The organism is Myxacorys sp., assembly GCF_059501405.1.
Genome location: NZ_JCACCM010000130.1, coordinates 1 through 16,930, shown reverse-complemented (window position 1 = coordinate 16,930; position 16,930 = coordinate 1). Strand labels below are relative to the sequence as shown.

The window sequence follows — 16,930 nt, the reverse complement described above, 5'->3', positions numbered from 1 at the left end:
AATTTCGAGATGTGCCGATTCCATGCTAATTCATCTTCTCATTCAGCAACGCCAAGCAGGATGTCTTTGGGTGGAAGATGAAGATTAAATCTACATCTCAGTTCGTGCTTGTTAAGTGTATGTAGTTTTGCAGTACAACAACTCTGGTGCAGCGGATTGACTAGAGCCGCTTGAGTAAGATGTAAAAGCACGGCAGCCGCTGACCAGAACCGTTAGTTCATCAGACCCGAAAGCCAAAGTTAGGTTTTAGATGAGATCGCCCTGTGAATATCTTCATCACGCCTTGCCTAAGCTTGCCTTGCAGATTTCGCTTTTCGTACTTTTGGTTTGGCTTCATTTGTCTTAGTCGTCTTCGCCTTCGAGCCGTTACCGTTAGTGCTGTTGACATTCGTAGAGCCAGTTTGGCGCAGAGCTGCGGCTTGCGCAAGCAGCGATTCCGCAAAGGCATAGGCAGCCGCTTCTGTTGTGGCATTTTCACTAGAGCCGACTTGTCCACTTGCGAGTTGGGCAAGTTCCTGCCGTCGCTGATCGCTGTCTAAAGGACTGACTCGAACCACTGTCCGCAAATCAGCGTCTTTAGCAGGTTTAGCGCCATTCCCATTTGTGGCTTTCCCGGTTTTGCCGTTGCCCGGATCGATCACTTGTTTATCGACGTGGAAGTGATGATCGGCCATTGCGGCGACGATCGGTTGGTGAGTGACGCACAACACCTGATGATGCCGACCCAACTGATACAGTTTTTCTGCGATCGCTTGTGCCACTCGCCCCGACACGCCCACATCGATTTCATCAAACACCAAGGTTTCTGCCGAATCGACTTGCGAAAAACAGGCTTGCAATGCTAGCAAAAATCGGCTCATTTCTCCGCCTGAGGCAATTTCGGTGAGGGGCTGCAAGGGTTCTCCAGGATTGGGGCTGAAGAGATAGGTGATGCGATCGCTCCCCGCCGCTGTCGGCGCGATCGCGCTAATACCGACCTTGAACTGCACTTTTTCCATCGCCAACGGTTTTAGCTCGGCAACGAGACGAGATTCAAGATCATTCGCTGTGGCCTGCCGAAGACCTGTAAGTTTCTCGCAGGCTTGCGTCAGAGCTTTCTGACGTTCCTTAGCCGTCTGTTCTAATTCTTCGAGCGATTGTCCAGCTCCGGTAAGTTCTTCGAGTTCGGTTTGCAGGGAGTGTTGCAGCGCGATCGCATCCGCCAACGTAGGCCCGTATTTACGGCAAATTTGTTTCAGTTCAACAATCCGTTCTTCCACTTCCTGAAGCCGTTGCGGATCGGTTTCTAAACCATCACCGTAAGCGTTAATTTGCTGTCCGGCTTCTTCGATTTGCGCTAGGGCAGACAGCACCATGTCTAAAATCGGCTGCACCTGGTCGTCAAACCGCACCATATCCGTCAACAAGTTTTCAGCCTTACCAAGCAGATCAGCACAGGCTTCGCCGCCTTCATTTTCGTTCTCATAGATCGCTTGATAGACCTGAAAGCTTTGCTGCTGCAACTCGACGCTGTGACCGAGGCGTTTGCGTTCTTGCTCTAACTGCTCAAGTTCATCGGGTTCGCTCAAGTTTGCGCCGTTGAGATCCTGCAATTGATATTGAAATAGATCAAGCTGTTGCAGACGTTGCTGTTCCGACTGGCGACGTTTTTCCAGCGCTTGAGACGCTTGCTGATAGGTTGAGAACGCTTTGCTCACAACTTCGCGCTGCTTTAGAAGAGCAGATCCTCCAAAGCTGTCGAGCCAATCTCGCTGTAAACTGGGCTGCCCAAGCTGGACGGTTTGACCTTGAGCAGTAATTTCAACCAAGCGATCGCGCAGAGCCTCCATCTGCTGCTTGTTGACCAGGACGCCATTGATCCGCGATCGATTGCGTTGCCCGCTTTGGTTAGCCACAATCTCACGCGTACAGACAGCGGTTACGTCATCAATTAATTCAATTTCTTCGGCGGCAAACCACTCTTTCAGCGCCAAATTTGCCTGAAATGTTGCTTCAATCAGCGCTCGTTCTTCTCCGGTGCGAATCGACCGACCGGAGATTTTGCCCCCCAATGCCGCGTCGATCGCATCCAAAATAATGGATTTACCCGCGCCTGTCTCTCCCGTAAGAACGTGAAGTCCTGACCCAAAATCTAGTTCTAGATGGTCAATTAGAGCAAAATTTTCAATCCGTAAGGACAGCAACATGGGCGTTTATACAAGTTGGCGAAGACGCTGATTTATCAATCTTAGATTCATCGATCCTACTTCGCTAGCGACTGATTTGACGGGTCGATTTTTGAGGGAAAGGGAAAGTCAAATAGCAGAGTCTATCTCAATGTTAACGATCGCTGAATTTATCACAACCACTTTTTCGTCTTACTGATAGTAAATATGTTCTTTTTAATCGTCAAGTGTGTCTTAAAGTTAAGGTCAGCTCTCATGTTCTTTTGCTTTATTCATTCAGTTCTCTCTTCGTTGGGATTTCTCTGCTCGAATCGTTCGGTAATCTGGCGATAGTGCTATGCCTCAAGTTCAGGCAAAAATGATTCATTAGGAATTAGTAGAAGCTTCGGGGCTTGTTGTTACAATAGTTTACATGCCGTCTCCGGTCTCCCTATGAACGTTACCAATTCTAAGCCTGCCTCCTCTATTGCATCGGTTGATTTGCAAGCAGATCAGCCCTCTGCAATGGGTTACCCCGATCGCGACCCTGCGTTTGCAGAGACGCTGCCCTTTATTCGCACTGACGAAAGCGGCATGATTACGTCAGAAATGTCGCTTGTGCCTAAAAAGGAAGATTTGGCGGGAGTTTACGATCCAGCGCTGGTTGCAGCGTACTACAGGACTCGTCCGTGGCAGGCGTGGAGACGCTCACTTGGTATTTTTCTGCCGTTTCTCTGGTTTGCGGCGCGGCTGTGGTGGGATCGGATTACGGGCATCAGTTTTAGAAAAGAAGCGCGCCAAGCTGTTCATCTGCGCGTCATGCTGACAACCTTAGGTCCTGCCTTTATCAAAATTGGACAAGCCTTGTCTACCCGCCCTGACTTGGTTCCGCCTGCCTATCTCGAAGAACTTACGAAGCTTCAAGATCAGCTACCGCCGTTTCCGAACGAAATTGCATTTCAGTTTATTGAAGAAGAATTAGGCGATCGTCCTGACCAGATTTATGCAGAATTAAGCGCCGATCCAATCGCGGCTGCCTCGCTCGGTCAGGTTTACAAAGGGAAGCTGAAAACGGGTGAACAAGTTGCCGTGAAGGTGCAACGTCCGGGCTTGGCTCAGAACATCGCGTTGGATATGTATATCTTGCGGTGCATTGCGGCTTGGGCAATGACGAATATTAAGCGAGTGCGCAGTAACTTAGTTGCGATCGCAGATGAACTCGCAACTCGCATCTTTGAAGAGATGGACTATACCCAGGAAGGACACAATGCAGAGCGGTTTGCCGAACTCTACGGGCATCTTCCTGACATCTACGTGCCTCGGATCTACTGGCGCTACACGGGTCGTCGGGTTCTGACGATGGAATGGATCAGCGGCACAAAGCTAACTCAGCTAGACGCCATTGAAGAGCAAGGCATTGATGCGACTCATCTGATTGAAGTGGGAGTGCAATGTTCGCTGCGTCAGTTGTTAGAACACGGGTTCTTTCACGCCGATCCGCATCCGGGTAACTTACTCGCGATGCCAGATGGCAAGTTGGCTTACTTAGATTTCGGCATGATGAGCGAGGTGAAGCCTTATCAGCGCTATGGATTGATTGAAGCGATCGTGCATTTAGTGAACCGCGATTTTGAGGGCTTAGGACGCGATTACGTCAATTTAGAATTTCTCTCGCCCGACACCGATCTCACCCCGATTATTCCCGCCTTTGCAGAAGTGTTTAACGAAGCGTTGGGTGCAAGCGTTGCCGAGATCAACATCAAAAGCATTACCGATAAACTGTCGGCTTTGATGTATGAGTATCCGTTCCAAGTGCCCGCTTACTATGCGCTGATCATACGATCGCTCGTTACGCTAGAAGGAATCGCGATTCATGTTGATCCCGGCTTTAAAGTTCTAAGCAAGGCATACCCTTATGTAGCGAAACGGCTGCTCACCGATCCGGCTCCTCAACTTCGAGAATCGTTAAAAGACTTGTTGTTTAAGGATGGAAGCTTCCGTTGGAACCGACTTGAAAACTTGTTGCGAAACGCTCGAAGCAACGCAGATTATGATCTCGATCAAGTCATCGATCAAGCAACAGACTTTCTGTTCTCCGATCGCGGCGAGTTTATTCGCGTTAATTTGGTCAACGAAGTAATCAAAAGCTTAGATGCGCTAGGACAATCGGCATGGCGCAGTCTTAACTACGGCTTGCGAGAGCGGGTTGGCTTGGCGGTCGAGCGTCCTGCAATTTCCCCCGAAAATCAGCAAACTCTAGAGCAGGTCAAACGCATTTGGAAGATTTTGCAAGAAACACCGGGCTTTGATCAAAACAAAGTGCTAGCTTTAATTCCTCGAATTTTGGCGAAACCGGAAACTCAAGAAGTCGGTAAACAGATTGTTGGCGGACTGGCTCAGCGCTTGACGGCTCGGCTGCTTCGAGAGGTGCTAGTGACGGATCAGGCAAAACCACCTGCACCGATTGTTTACGAACCCCGCTCTACTGGGCTATTAGCTGCGTCTAAATAAGAAGCTCACAATTCTTGTGATTAGCCTAACGTTTGACTCTAATGATTCAAACGTTAGGTTTCACGCTGAGAATTGCTAGTTTTCTGGCCGATTTCTGAAAAGCGAAGGAAAATAGAGATTGGAACTACTTCTTGTTAAAAGCACATGAGTAATAGCAGTAACTTTCGTGAAGCATTTCGGAGTGCCAAAGGACAAGCGATCGTCGGTCCTAATGTGATCGCTAATGCCCTTCCTTGGTTGGGTGGTGGGCTAATTCTCACGGCCGCCGGGGCTTATGGCGGATTGAAAGTCATTGAAAACAATCCCCAGATTTTCTTCCCAACATTAATTGGGGCAGTAATTGTCGAACTGATTTTATTCTTCGTCGCGTCGAGTGTTGCTCAGAAAGGGAACAACAGTGTTGCTCTTCCTCTGCTGGCAACCTACAGTTTGCTGTCGGGCTATACCCTGAGTGGATTGGTTTCTCTTGCGTTGCGAACCGAAGGCGTTGGCATGGCTGGAGTTGGGTTTGCGGCGTTAGGGTGTGGCGTTACCTTTATCGCGGCTCGTCCAATCGGCTCTAATCTTTCCGAGGAAGATGGCTTTGCTTTGACCAGAACCATACAACTCGGCATCATTGCTCTGTTTGTGGTGATATTGGGTCAGTTTCTGTTGTCGCTGTTTGGCGTCTACGCGCCCTCGTTTTTAGAGGTTGCCATTTCTGCGATCGGGGTTTTGCTATTTGTAGGCGCGGCGGTTGTTGATTTCTTTATTTTGCCGCGCACCTATCGCGATGATCAGTATATTCCGGCAGCGTTGTCGATGTATTTAACGTACATCAATCTGTTCGTGTTTATCCTGCGGTTGCTGATTGCGATCAACGGTCGCGATTAATTCTGTTGGTCAATTTGTTTTTTGGTCAATTTGTTTATAGTAGTAGAGACGTAGATATTGCGTCTCTATTTTTTTGGCTTGTATGTTACCTCTGTAAGACAGAATGTTGATGTAACTTTGATCACTAGCGCGAAGCGCGAAGCGCAACTCCGCAGCAACCGTAATGGGGTTCTGCGACCAACAGATTTGCTAATCGCACCCCCAACCGGAGCCGTATTATGTCCCAAGATATTCACCCGACCCCTCCTTTTGATGAGACGAACGATCAGACGCCCGACATCGGTGGCGGTTTGCCAGTCATTGAATATTGGGCAAAGCATACGCTGTCTCCCGAAGGACCAAAACTTTGGAAAACGCTGTTTCACAATAGCGCTTGTCTCTCGTGTTCGTGGGGCACAGGCGGACAAAAGGGAGGCTTTACCAACGAAGAGGGCGAACAACTTCAGCGCTGTATGAAAAGCGTCGAGGCAATTTCTGCCGAAATTAAGCCCCCAATTCCGGCTCACTTTTTTGACACACATAGCATTGAGGAACTTCAGCACCTCACCTCAATGGAAGCAGATCGGTTGGGGCGGCTCAGCTTTCCTGTGATTTTGAGAGCAGGGAAGTCTCATTATGAACGAATCAGTTGGGATGAAATTTACGACCTTGCAGCAGAGGCATTGCGTAAGTCTCCTGAACGAGTGGCATCTTATAGTTCCGGTCGATCGTCGAATGAAGCGGCGTATTTGCTGCAACTGATGATCCGGGCACTTGGATCAAACAATTTGGCAGACTGTTCTGATTTGTGTCATGCGCCTTCGACATTTGCACTCAATCAGATGTTTGCGACGAAGACATCGGTGGTGAGTTTAGAGAACCTTAAACATGCAGATTGTGTGGTGCTGACGGGGGCAAACTCTGCTTACAATCATCCTCGGCTGATGAACGAGTTGATTAAACTGCGCGATCGCGGCGGTAAAATTATCGTGATCAATCCGGTAATGGAAATCGGACTGGTTAAGTTTGGTTCGCCAGCGTTTCCGATCAAATCTCTTATTCCCGGCTCTCCTATTGCGTCGCTCTATCTTCTGCCGATTCCTGGTAGCGATGTGGCTCTGTTTGTCGGCATTCAAAAAGCTCTGATCGAGCAAGGCTTCCTCAACACTGAATATTTGCAAGCGCACACTGAAGGATGGGAAGCGATCGTAGAGCAAGCCCAAGCCAATTCATGGGAAACGATTACCGGAATCTGTGGAGTCCCGCAACCCGAGATTGAAGCGGCTGCAACAGTAATTGGAACATCAGAGCGAGTAGTTTTTGGTTGGGCAATGGGCATTACCCAACATGCAAACGGAGTCGATAATGTCTACAGTATTGCCAACACAGCGCTGATGACGGGGAATGTCGGTAAAGAAGGTGCAGGAGTCATGCCTGTACGAGGACATTCTAACGTTCAGGGATTTGGATCGATGGGCGTGACGTCGCATGGGTTGAAGCAAGAGATGCAGCAAGCCCTCGAAACGCTGTTGGGACGCCCTCTCAGTCGAGTCAAAGGCTACGATACTCGTGCGTTGATCGAAGCGGCAGATGATGGCAAAATCGATTCGCTGATTTGTTTGGGCGGCAACTTGTACGGCGCAAATCCCGATTTAACCCAGGCAAAACACGCGATCGCTCAGATTGAAACGGTAATTTATCTGGCAACAAAGCCTAATATCGGACATTTCAACGGCTTAGCAAAGCACAACACAATTATTATTCCGGTCCTCAATCGGTTTGAAAATCCGCATAAAACAACGGTCGAATCGGGTAACAATTTTGTACGCCTCAACGACGAGGGAAAGACTCATCTTACGGATGCTGATCTGATTCCAGAAGTGGAATTTCTGACCGAATTAGCGGGGCGAGTTCACGGTGAGTACCCCGTGAATTGGCGTAAGTTGCAAGACACGAAATATGTGCGGCAGCTAATTGGCGAGACGGTTCCGGGCTACGAGAAAATGAAGACAATTGATGAAACCAAAGAAGAGTTTACGATCGCAGGTCGCATTCTAACCGAGCCGAAATTCTCCACTCCGTCAGGTAAAGCGTTAATGTTCACAACACCATTACCCACGCTAACGCTGCCCCAACCGAAAGACCTGAATGCGCCAGACCATAGCTTAGTGTTGTCCCTGATTACGGCTCGGAGTTATTCTCAGCACAACACTGTTGTCTACAAAATTGGCGACAAGTATCGGGGAATGCCTCACCGCAACTGCATATTGATGAATTCACTCGATGCAGAACGAGCAGGATTGCAGGAACATGGACGAGTCACTGTGCAGGGAAATGCAGGCAAGCTAGAACATGTCGAAATTATTTATGGGGCAATTCGACCAGGGGCAGCGCTGATGTTTTACCCAGAAGTGAATGTGATTTTCAATGCCAAAATTGAAGCGCGATCGGGGACGCCTGCATTTAAGCGAGTTCCGATCGCGGTTTACGCGGAAGCAGTCGTCTCCGTCTGAGCAGTTGCGGGCAGGCAAACGGTAAATTCAGTTTTACCAGGGCGGGATTCGAGCGAAATCGTTCCCTGATGGCGGTTCTCAACAATTCGCCTCACAACTTCTAATCCTAATCCTGAGCCTTTGCCCACAGGCTTTGTGGTGAAAAATGGCTCAAAAATCCGCGATCGCACCTCCGCCGGAATGCCGTCTCCCGAATCGGTGATGGAGACTTCGATGCGATCGCCATGATGCTGAGTGGTGAGTTCCAACACACCCTGTTCGTTCATTGCATCGATCGCGTTATCAATTAGGTTCGTCCACACTTGGTTTAACTCGCTGCCATACGCCCATATCTTTGGCATCGTCGAGTCGTACGATCGCCGAATCTCGACGCCCTGTTTGAGCTTGTATGAAAATAATCGAATCGTGTCTTCGAGTCCTTCATGCACATCAACAATTTGCCGCGCCCCTTGATCAAGATGTGAGTAAGATTTCATCGACTGTACCAGTTGCGAGATGCGCTCGGCTCCCCGTAAGCCGCTGGCAATCATCGACATGACTTCAAACGACAGCCCTAACCAGCGCAGTCCCATATCTCGCAGTTCGGTGGAATCGTTCCTCCACCGCTCCATCATTGGCTCTAGGGCCTCCACCGTCATGCCTGCTTCCGCCATTGGCTCAGCTAGTTTCCACGCTTCCTTCACGCCATAGTCTTCGAGCCACTCTAAGAGTTGATCTTCTTGATCTCTCATCTTTAATGGATCGATGCGCTTGCTGATGATCGTGTCGTATCCCTCATCTCGAAGCTTGAGCCACTGCTGAGTATGCGCCTCTTCAGTTTGCTGTGCGCCGTAGACTAAATTCATGCGCTGCAATTCGAGCAGCGCAGGCGTAATTTCTTTCAGGGAACGCACCAGTGCCGCTGCCGGATTGTTTAACTCGTGAGCCAGTCCTGCTGCTAGCGTTCCCAACGCTGCCATCTTTTCTCGACCGCGAATGAACGATTCTAGCCCCCGCGATCGCTTCGCCACGGTTTGAAACACGACTCGCTCAAAGGCGCGACACTGGTGTAGCAACGTCAAAAAGTCATCTGCCGATAGCTCGTAGAGGTGACACTCAGACATTGCTCGCACAGTCACGGGGACAGGTTCACCCGTGAGAACAGGAATTTCGCCAAAAAACGATGGCGCTTCATGCTGCCCGATCGGCATCTCAATCCCACCACTTTTGCGCGTCAGCCCGATGTGACCACACATGAGAATAAAAAAGCCACTCGGCGGATCGCCTTCATGAGACAACACTTGATCAGGGTTTAGATCGATGGGCTGAGCGCGATCGCACATCCAATACAGTCGATCCTCCGGCAAGGCTTGAAACAATTCAAGTTTCTGTAACTCTTCAATACACAGCATGACGCAGACTTCTCCTGAATCAGTTGGGCAGATGAATCAATCGGGCAGAACACAATCGGTAAGAGGCTTAGGTTAGAAAACCGCAATCGCTTAAGTTGAGTGTCCTTAACTTCGAGGTGATCACGCTCCTCCTTTAGGCAGACCCAGCCCCAGCCGTTCGGCTTTACGCTAGAACCAACTTCACCTACAAAGATAGAGTTTATGGCGAAACCAGTCATCCTCACGGTAGACGACGATCTTGACGTTTTGAGCGCGATCTCGCGGGATCTTCGTAGGCAGTACGGCGATCGCTTTCGGATTATACGGACGGATTCGGGGAGAGCCGCGCTAGAAGTGTTGCAGCAACTAAAGCTCAAGAATGAAGCCGTTGCTACATTTCTGGTGGATCAGCGAATGCCCCAAATGAGCGGGGTGGAGTTTCTAGAGCAAGCGATCGAGCTATTTCCAACAGCAAAACGAGTCTTGCTGACCGCTTACGCGGACACCGATGCGGCAATTCAAGCGATCAACACGGCCAGGCTCGATTACTATCTGCTGAAACCGTGGGATCCACCTGAAGAACGGCTGTATCCTGTTTTGGATGATTTGACCGATGATTGGTTTGCGTCGTTCCGCCCTCCGTTTGAAGGCATTCGGGTGATTGGGAATCGTTGGTCGCCTCAGTCACATCAGGTGAAGGATTTTCTGGCTCGCAATCAAGTGCCTTATGAGTGGCTCGACATTGAGCTTTCCCAAGAAGCCCAACAGTTAGCAGAGTTCGCCAAATGTAACCGTCTAGAATTGCCGCTCGTGCTATTTGCGGACGGCACAAGTCTGCTGCAACCGACTCCAGCTCAAATCGCCGCGCAAATTGGACTACAAACTCAAGCAGGAAATCCATTTTATGATTTGGTGATTGTCGGTGGTGGCCCGGCGGGACTGGCGGCGGCAGTATATGGCGCATCTGAGGGCTTGCGGACGGTGATGCTAGAGCGCGAAGCACCAGGCGGACAAGCGGGCACGAGTTCTCGCATTGAGAATTATTTGGGCTTTCCCGTGGGGTTAAGCGGCAGTGACTTAGCCCGCCGTGCCGTGACTCAGGCAAAACGGTTTGGTGTAGAGATCCTGTCGCCGCAAGAAGCGACAGGCATTCGCATCCAAAATCCGTATCGCATCATTACCTTGGCAGATGGCGACGAAATTAGCTGTCATGCATTGATTCTGGCATTGGGCGTTTCGTGGCGACGCCTCAATATTCCAGGAATGGAGCGGTTGACGGGTGCAGGGGTCTATTACGGAGCGGCACAGACCGAAGCGATCGCATGTCAAGACGAAGATGTTTATATTGTTGGCGGCGCGAATTCGGCGGGGCAGGCGGCGATGTATTTCGCAAAATACGCGAGACAGGTCACGATGCTGGTGCGCGGCGAATCGCTCACCAAAAGCATGTCTCAATATCTGATTGATCAAATTGAGGCAACTCCAAATATTGCCGTTGAGGTGCATTCCAGCGTGGTCGAAGTCAAAGGCGAGAACAGTTTAGAAGCGATCGCGATCGCCAATACCGTCACGGGCGAAACAAAAACGGTTCCAGCTATATCTCTATTTATTTTTATTGGAGCCGAACCCCGGACTGACTGGCTAGATGGCACGATTAACCGCGATTCTAAAGGCTTTGTTTTGACAGGGCCTGATTTAAAGAGCGATAGCCATCCGATCAAAGGCTGGTCTGTCGATCGCGATCCCTATTTGCTAGAGACAAATATTCCTGGCGTGTTTGCGGTTGGAGATGTGCGGCACAATTCGATCAAACGAGTCGCATCTGGGGTTGGTGAAGGATCGATCTGTGTACAGTTTGTTCATCAATATCTCAGTAAAGTTCTGTAGGGAAGGCAATGAGCAATAAAAGATGAGAGTTATGATGCAAGATCAATAAAGCCAATGCAGTGCTAAAGCGCGAAATAACGATTTTTGTCAAATGTTAGCAACACTGAGGATCATACAGTGAACACATCTTGTACTCACCTTGATCAAATTCAAAATGTGTCACCTAGTGGGGATGGGTGTGAAGAATGTTTAGCGATTGCTTCGCAAGCTTCCAGGGGAATCGGAGATTCGTGGGTGCATTTGCGAGAGTGTCTCATCTGCGGTCACGTTGGTTGTTGTGATTCCTCAAAAAACAAACACGCGACGAAGCATTTTCATGCCACAGAGCATCCCATCGTGCAATCGATTGAGCCAGGCGAAGACTGGCGCTGGTGCTATGTCGATCAAACCTTTTTGTAATCCTCAGTTCTGTAATCTTTAGAAGCGGATTTGGTTAGAGTTACGTTCCGTCCAGACTACACTAGTGAAGCAGTTTGGAGGGATCAGCATGGCGTTAAAACGATTTGTCATTGAAATGGGAATGGGCATTGATCAGCACGGACAAGATCCGACCGTAGCGGCGGCACGTGCTGTGAGAAATGCGATCGCGCACAATGCCCTCCCTGGTATTTGGGAAGTCGCAGACTTAGATCATCCCAATCAGATGATCATTGAAGTTCAAGTTGCCGTTCCTCATCCTGAACAAGTACGCGAAGAAGAAGTTCTTAAAGTGCTACCTTTTGGCCAGAAAACGCTTAAGGTTGAACCGGGCGGCATGGTTGTGCAGGGACGCGCGATCGCAGAATTCAACGATAAAAACGATGATATGTATATTGCTGTTGCTTCTGTCACAGTGTTTGTAGACATGCCTTGAGCGTTCTCTTCAAACCTAATCTAGATTTAAACTTAAGGTAGCAGTTCAGCTAAAGTCATTGAAGCATGAGCAACATCCAAATCAGTAACACTGAAATCAACAGCACTGTTAACGTCAAACTCGTGGATTCTCTCGTTCAAATCATTCACACCCTCTCAGCCGATGAGCAAACGCTGCTTTACTCAAAACTGTACGACGAACCCTCTACCCTTGAATTAATGCATCTTGCTGAGACAGCTTTTCAAGAGTGGAATGACCCAGAAGAAGACCTTTATGAACCAGAACCCTAATCCTGCAGAAATTTGGTTGGTTCGCTTTCCCTTTAGTGACTTGACCTCTGCAAAGCTTAGACCTGCTCTAGTATTAGCCCCTCATCGAGACAACGCATTATTCTCGGCATTTTTTCAAAGATTCCAGAGAGTTCGTTGCGCGAAGCTTGGATTTTAGTTGATGCTAATCATCCTCAGTTTTTGGAGACTGGTTTGAAGAAGACTTCCTTAATTCGCGCCGATAAGATTGCAACCGTTAGTCTGAGTGTCTTTCAAAACCAGTTAGGACATTTGCCGTTAGACATTCTGAATGCAGTTCACATGGCGCTTCTAAGGGCACTCAACCTAAACTTGCTCACCTAAATTTGCTCAATGGCTGAACCATACTTTAATCAAGGTTGGACCTATGAAGATCGCGTCACAACTGGTCATGCCACGCTGCTCGACTACTACGCGACTCGCTACACTCACTCTTCCCGACAAGACTGGCGCGATCGTATCCAAGCGGGTCTCATCGCCATCGATCATACAGTCAGTCTCGATCCTCAAACGCCGCTAAAAGCAGGACAGTTGTTGTCCTATTACCGTCCGCCTTGGGTTGAACCAGCTGTTCCGTTAGATGTTGCTGTCTTGTATGAAGATGACGACCTATTGATCTTGCACAAGCCGTCAGGACTGCCTGTATTGCCGGGTGGTGGCTTTCTCGACCATACGCTTTTAGGCTGGCTAAAGCGCCACTATGAGCAGCCACCGATTCCAATGCATCGGTTAGGACGCGGAACATCGGGGGTGATGCTGTTGGCGAAAACCGCGATCGCACGGTCAGTTTTATCAAAGGGGTTCCGCGATTCTACAACGTGTGGCGAGGCGAATCGCAGTATTCAGAAGACCTATCGCGCTTTAGTCACTGGAATCGATTTGCCTGCAACGTTTACTGTGACCCAGCCCATCGGAAAGGTCGCTCATCCGACCTTGAGGTATCTCTACGCCGCAACTGACACTGGCAAAGAAGCAATTAGTCATTGTCGAGTGTTAAAGCGCGGGCTGATTCCTAATACAACCGTGTTAGACGTGATCATTCCGACAGGCAGACCGCATCAGATTCGGATTCACCTTGCTGCTGCTGGACACCCACTTTGGGGCGATCCGCTGTATGGCGTAGGAGGAGCCGCTATTGGTCAAAAATCGGTTCCCGGAGAGTGTGGCTATTATCTTCACGCTTACAAACTGAGATTGACTCATCCAACCGGGGGACACGAACTAGTCATCATTGCTAAACCGCCTCAGTTGTTGAACTGATCTACCGTTTGTATCCGTTATCAGTTGGAGTGTTTAAGCGATATTTCTGACTTTTGAAAGAAGAGCAAAATTTTAGAAATCAGTATTGTACATGGCATTTACTAGTCGAGAAATACCATGCGAAAGCTATTCAACCTTTTGAAATCGACCCTATCCCGGACGCTTGCTGTAGCTGTTCTGCTCACTTTGCTGACTATGACGAGTTGGATTGGTCTCAGTCAAGCCAGCTTTGCTGCCCCATCTGCGTCCAATGCGGTTTCGCCCGAAGATCAGGAGGAGCGGGCTTACGACGGCTTTAGTACGTCTACTGGAATTCAGGAAGATACCTATCAGCAGCGACTCCAGGAAGGGCAAGATCCAGAGAAAATGCCTAAGCCCTACAAGCGAATTAAGGATGCTCAGGGCAAAGAAGTTCCAGAAACTAGTTTCGTTGAAAAATCTGTGAGTAAAGTTCGTCAACTCATCGATCGCGGAGAAGAGTAGTTATCTCATCCTGATTCAAAAAATACTCGCTACAGATGTGCAATCGTAAGGGCATGGCCACGCTGTGCCCCACGAGGATTCATCGCACTAGCAAATAAAATTGATATTAGACAATTCTAAGGTTGATGTAATGAGAAACGAATAATTTGAAAAACACTGCTGTACAAAATTTGAGCCTCAGTTGAATCAGAATTAGAATAACAAGGAAGATTCAAATTTAACGTTACAACTAACGCTTAAATATTAAGACTACTCATTAGGTCTAATCATAATGTACAAGTAAAATATTCAAAATATAGAAAACTCAACTAGTCACTTATGCTCCTAATGGGTACGGAATCTGAATGAGCATTGGCTATTTTTTATCTAAACAAAAATACTTAGACTACCGCACTAGATGCTGTTAAAAATGCGCGCAATTACAGGATAACCACACTGGCTTGCTGAATATACTGATTGCGTGAGCCGCCCCTCACCTAATCCTTTGATGCAAGCAGTGGACTCGAAATCATGGCATTCAGAAAAAATACATATCATCAACCTCGCTTTGCATTTTGGATGCGATGGGTTGCTATTAGCTCTGTCTTAGGCGTGATGGGACTGTCTGGCTCTGTTAGCGTGGCTCAACCAAATTCAACGTCTGCTGCAAGTGTGCCTATTGAGAAGCCTCAGCTTGCTCTCCCACTAGCAGAAATACCTAAGCAATCTCCAGAAACTCGCCTCAATCCGGTGAAGCTTCGCAAAGCCAAGCTTGCAGGCCGTTCTGAAGACAGCACGCTTCTGCAAAATGTCGCAAAGCCTAACACGAAGGCAACTCAGCCTAAGGATCTTGTTCAAACCCCTGTTCTGCCGCCAGTTCAGCCAACGGAAGCCACTTCAAAACAGGAGTTTCTACAGCAGCATCGTCGAGACAGTGCCCAACAGTTGCTCGATCCTGCTTCAAGTTCAGTAGGTGTGGTGGCTCAAGCCGCACCATCTGAGTCAACCGAAACATTACGGCAAAGGCTGATTATTGATCCATTAGTCGAGTTGCGCCCACCTGTGTATTTTCCCGGCTCCACCGTCGGCACTCCTACCGCATTTGGAGCAAATTATGGAGATGCCTTTGTGGGTCTCTCGGTTGCCAACCGCAGACCACGAGTAAATCGGGCCGATGGAGCCATATCAGCAGGCTTTGGGCTAGGAGATTCTAATCGAACGGTTGGGTTGGAAGTGAGTGCCAACATTGGTAGTCTCAGACGGTTTGCCCGCAATGGTGACATTGGGTTTAAGCTGCACAGAGCGCTCCCTGGAAAATCTGCGATCGCGCTGGGCTGGGACTCTGGCATCACTTGGGGAGAAGAGAACAGCACCACGGTTTCTACTCTATACGGCGTCGCCAGCAAAGTGTTTGATCTCCGCCCTAACAACCCAACCAATACCCTGGCATTAACGACATCATTAGGGGTAGGCGGCGGGCGCTTCCGATCGTTGAACAACATTAGAAACGGCAGAGGCGGCTCTGGTGTATTTGGCAGCGTGGGTCTGCGCGTTGTTCCTCAAGCATCGGTGATTGCAAGCTGGACAGGGCAAGATCTCAACCTCGGCGTTTCCTATGTTCCGATCAAGACTCAGCCTCTTTTTCTGACGGCAGTGGTAGGCAATGCGTTGAGCCGAAACGATAACGCGATGTTATTCTCTTTTGGAGTTGGCTACGGCTTTAACTACGCAGGGTATCAGTACTAAGTCTGTATTTTTTGCAAGTCTACGGTCTATTGTCAGTCAATTCTTTAAAGGTGTATGAATCAGCCTGTTGCCTCTTTTAAGCGCGTTTTCGCACTCGGAATCTCATTCGTCCTGGTGAGTAGTAATTTGGCGAATGCCAATACGCCCCGTGGTACATCGGGAATTAATACTGGCTCTGAGGTAGCTCCGCGCAACCTAACTCCCCATCCTGGCATTCCGACTTCTCTGTATAACGAAGTAATTGGTGAGTTGCGGGCTGTTCTCTCTGAACGCGCTGTTCCACCCAACGAACCGAATGTCCAACCGGAGCGATCCGGATTTGTTCGATTAGATCTAAAGCGTGCAGATAGCGTGCCAAGCAATATTGTCACTAGGTTTACTAGTTATGTTCTCTATTTGAATGCTCAACCTGGACAATTTGATGTATTCGGTAGCGATCTCACAGGCATTAGTAGAGATGTCAAATTTGCGCTAATCCCCAAATTAAATCGGCAGATCGAAATTCGCTTCATCTCTACATCAGGAGCCGGAAAGCCTGGGAGCCAACCCAGTACTCAAACAATTATTGCTCCTAATGCTAAGGTTGCAGCCGCGTTAGTTGGAGTACTGACTGCATTAGATGTATCTGGAGCTTCACCTACCAGTGTGAAAGCTGCGATCGCAATGCTGACCTCGCTCGGTGACGTCAAGCTCAGTAACCCTGAAGTGATTGGGTTAGCACAATCTCTAACGGAAACTCTCATCGCCAGTGAGGGCTTAGCAGCGGGTTGCGGTGGTCGAGTAGGTTCGAGCTTTACCTGCCCCAATCTCAATGTCAATCAGTTAAGTGCTGCAATTCGGGCGTACAACCAGATCGTTGAAAAGAGTAACGATCCGATTTTAATTAGCTTATCGAACAACGCAGAGTTTCAAGCATTAGGGGCGAATCTGCGACTGTTAAAAGCCGAGATCGCGCCCAAAATAGCTCAATAACTCAAGTTGCGAGTTACGAGAGGTGGCATCGTAGGGTGAATCAAATTGCAGG

14 protein-coding genes are annotated in these 16,930 nt (G+C 48.9%); 12 read left to right on the top strand and 2 right to left on the bottom strand.

Features of this window, described 5'->3' with window-relative positions; translation table 11 throughout:
- Positions 1 to 287: 287 nt before the first annotated feature.
- Positions 288 to 2,186: a DNA repair protein RecN gene (gene recN / locus AC5I6P_RS18300; RefSeq protein ID WP_495695218.1), complete on the bottom strand. Its 1,899-nt coding sequence runs from the start codon at positions 2,184 to 2,186 to the stop codon at positions 288 to 290.
- Positions 2,187 to 2,597: 411 nt separating this feature from the next.
- On the opposite strand from recN, the gene AC5I6P_RS18295 reads away from it, so the two are divergent.
- From AC5I6P_RS18295 to AC5I6P_RS18285, 3 genes are all read left to right on the top strand, one after another.
- The gene (locus AC5I6P_RS18295) at positions 2,598 to 4,655 is read left to right on the top strand and encodes an ABC1 kinase family protein (RefSeq protein ID WP_495695217.1); all 2,058 of its coding nucleotides are present in this window, start codon (positions 2,598 to 2,600) and stop codon (positions 4,653 to 4,655) included.
- 144 nt (positions 4,656 to 4,799) lie between these two features.
- The gene (locus AC5I6P_RS18290; protein WP_495695216.1) at positions 4,800 to 5,528 is read left to right on the top strand and encodes a Bax inhibitor-1/YccA family protein; all 729 of its coding nucleotides are present in this window, start codon (positions 4,800 to 4,802) and stop codon (positions 5,526 to 5,528) included.
- 218 nt (positions 5,529 to 5,746) lie between these two features.
- Positions 5,747 to 8,020 (top strand): FdhF/YdeP family oxidoreductase, encoded by a 2,274-nt coding sequence (locus AC5I6P_RS18285; protein ID WP_495695215.1) that lies wholly within the window; start codon positions 5,747 to 5,749, stop codon positions 8,018 to 8,020.
- On the opposite strand, the gene AC5I6P_RS18280 is transcribed toward AC5I6P_RS18285, so the two are convergent.
- On the bottom strand, positions 7,993 to 9,411 hold the full coding sequence (locus AC5I6P_RS18280; RefSeq protein ID WP_495695214.1) for an ATP-binding protein: 1,419 nt from the start codon (positions 9,409 to 9,411) through the stop codon (positions 7,993 to 7,995). The genes AC5I6P_RS18285 and AC5I6P_RS18280 overlap by 28 nt on opposite strands.
- Positions 9,412 to 9,612: 201 nt before the next feature.
- Here AC5I6P_RS18280 and AC5I6P_RS18275 point away from each other — a divergent pair, with 201 nt between their 5' ends.
- The 9 genes from AC5I6P_RS18275 to AC5I6P_RS18235 all read left to right on the top strand — a co-directional run bounded on the left by AC5I6P_RS18275 (position 9,613) and on the right by AC5I6P_RS18235 (position 16,878).
- A complete protein-coding gene (locus AC5I6P_RS18275; RefSeq protein ID WP_495695213.1) occupies positions 9,613 to 11,277 on the top strand; it encodes an FAD-dependent oxidoreductase in 1,665 nt (554 codons plus the stop codon).
- 117 nt (positions 11,278 to 11,394) lie between these two features.
- On the top strand, positions 11,395 to 11,676 hold the full coding sequence (locus AC5I6P_RS18270) for a ubiquitin carboxyl-terminal hydrolase 14 (protein ID WP_495695212.1): 282 nt from the start codon (positions 11,395 to 11,397) through the stop codon (positions 11,674 to 11,676).
- Positions 11,677 to 11,764: 88 nt separating this feature from the next.
- On the top strand, positions 11,765 to 12,130 hold the full coding sequence (locus AC5I6P_RS18265) for a Lin0512 family protein (protein WP_495695211.1): 366 nt from the start codon (positions 11,765 to 11,767) through the stop codon (positions 12,128 to 12,130).
- Positions 12,131 to 12,195: 65 nt separating this feature from the next.
- Positions 12,196 to 12,420 carry a hypothetical protein gene (locus tag AC5I6P_RS18260; RefSeq protein ID WP_495695210.1) on the top strand — a complete coding sequence of 75 codons (225 nt, stop codon included), beginning with the start codon at positions 12,196 to 12,198 and terminating at the stop codon, positions 12,418 to 12,420.
- Positions 12,421 to 12,612: 192 nt separating this feature from the next.
- Positions 12,613 to 12,762 (top strand): hypothetical protein, encoded by a 150-nt coding sequence (locus tag AC5I6P_RS18255; RefSeq protein ID WP_495695209.1) that lies wholly within the window; start codon positions 12,613 to 12,615, stop codon positions 12,760 to 12,762.
- Positions 12,763 to 12,771: 9 nt separating this feature from the next.
- Positions 12,772 to 13,698, top strand: coding sequence for an RluA family pseudouridine synthase (locus AC5I6P_RS18250; RefSeq protein WP_495695208.1), 927 nt, complete (start codon positions 12,772 to 12,774; stop codon positions 13,696 to 13,698).
- Positions 13,699 to 13,815: 117 nt separating this feature from the next.
- On the top strand, positions 13,816 to 14,181 hold the full coding sequence (locus AC5I6P_RS18245) for a hypothetical protein (protein WP_495695207.1): 366 nt from the start codon (positions 13,816 to 13,818) through the stop codon (positions 14,179 to 14,181).
- A 510-nt stretch (positions 14,182 to 14,691) separates the two neighbouring features.
- Entirely contained in the window at positions 14,692 to 15,906 is a 1,215-nt protein-coding gene (locus AC5I6P_RS18240; RefSeq protein ID WP_495695206.1) for a hypothetical protein, read from the top strand.
- Between the two features lie 54 nt (positions 15,907 to 15,960).
- Entirely contained in the window at positions 15,961 to 16,878 is a 918-nt protein-coding gene (locus AC5I6P_RS18235) for a hypothetical protein (protein WP_495695205.1), read from the top strand.
- Positions 16,879 to 16,930: the final 52 nt, after the last annotated feature.

What these genes read in the sequence shown, in the direction of transcription:
- recN (WP_495695218.1), bottom strand. Translation starts at nt 2,186, where the DNA reads ATGTTGCTGTCCTTACGGATTGAAAATTTTGCTCTAATTGACCATCTA.
- AC5I6P_RS18295 (WP_495695217.1), top strand. Translation starts at nt 2,598, where the DNA reads ATGAACGTTACCAATTCTAAGCCTGCCTCCTCTATTGCATCGGTTGAT.
- AC5I6P_RS18290 (WP_495695216.1), top strand. Translation starts at nt 4,800, where the DNA reads ATGAGTAATAGCAGTAACTTTCGTGAAGCATTTCGGAGTGCCAAAGGA.
- AC5I6P_RS18285 (WP_495695215.1), top strand. Translation starts at nt 5,747, where the DNA reads ATGTCCCAAGATATTCACCCGACCCCTCCTTTTGATGAGACGAACGAT.
- AC5I6P_RS18280 (WP_495695214.1), bottom strand. Translation starts at nt 9,411, where the DNA reads ATGCTGTGTATTGAAGAGTTACAGAAACTTGAATTGTTTCAAGCCTTG.
- AC5I6P_RS18275 (WP_495695213.1), top strand. Translation starts at nt 9,613, where the DNA reads ATGGCGAAACCAGTCATCCTCACGGTAGACGACGATCTTGACGTTTTG.
- AC5I6P_RS18265 (WP_495695211.1), top strand. Translation starts at nt 11,765, where the DNA reads ATGGCGTTAAAACGATTTGTCATTGAAATGGGAATGGGCATTGATCAG.
- AC5I6P_RS18260 (WP_495695210.1), top strand. Translation starts at nt 12,196, where the DNA reads ATGAGCAACATCCAAATCAGTAACACTGAAATCAACAGCACTGTTAAC.
- AC5I6P_RS18250 (WP_495695208.1), top strand. Translation starts at nt 12,772, where the DNA reads ATGGCTGAACCATACTTTAATCAAGGTTGGACCTATGAAGATCGCGTC.
- AC5I6P_RS18245 (WP_495695207.1), top strand. Translation starts at nt 13,816, where the DNA reads ATGCGAAAGCTATTCAACCTTTTGAAATCGACCCTATCCCGGACGCTT.
- AC5I6P_RS18240 (WP_495695206.1), top strand. Translation starts at nt 14,692, where the DNA reads ATGGCATTCAGAAAAAATACATATCATCAACCTCGCTTTGCATTTTGG.
- AC5I6P_RS18235 (WP_495695205.1), top strand. Translation starts at nt 15,961, where the DNA reads ATGAATCAGCCTGTTGCCTCTTTTAAGCGCGTTTTCGCACTCGGAATC.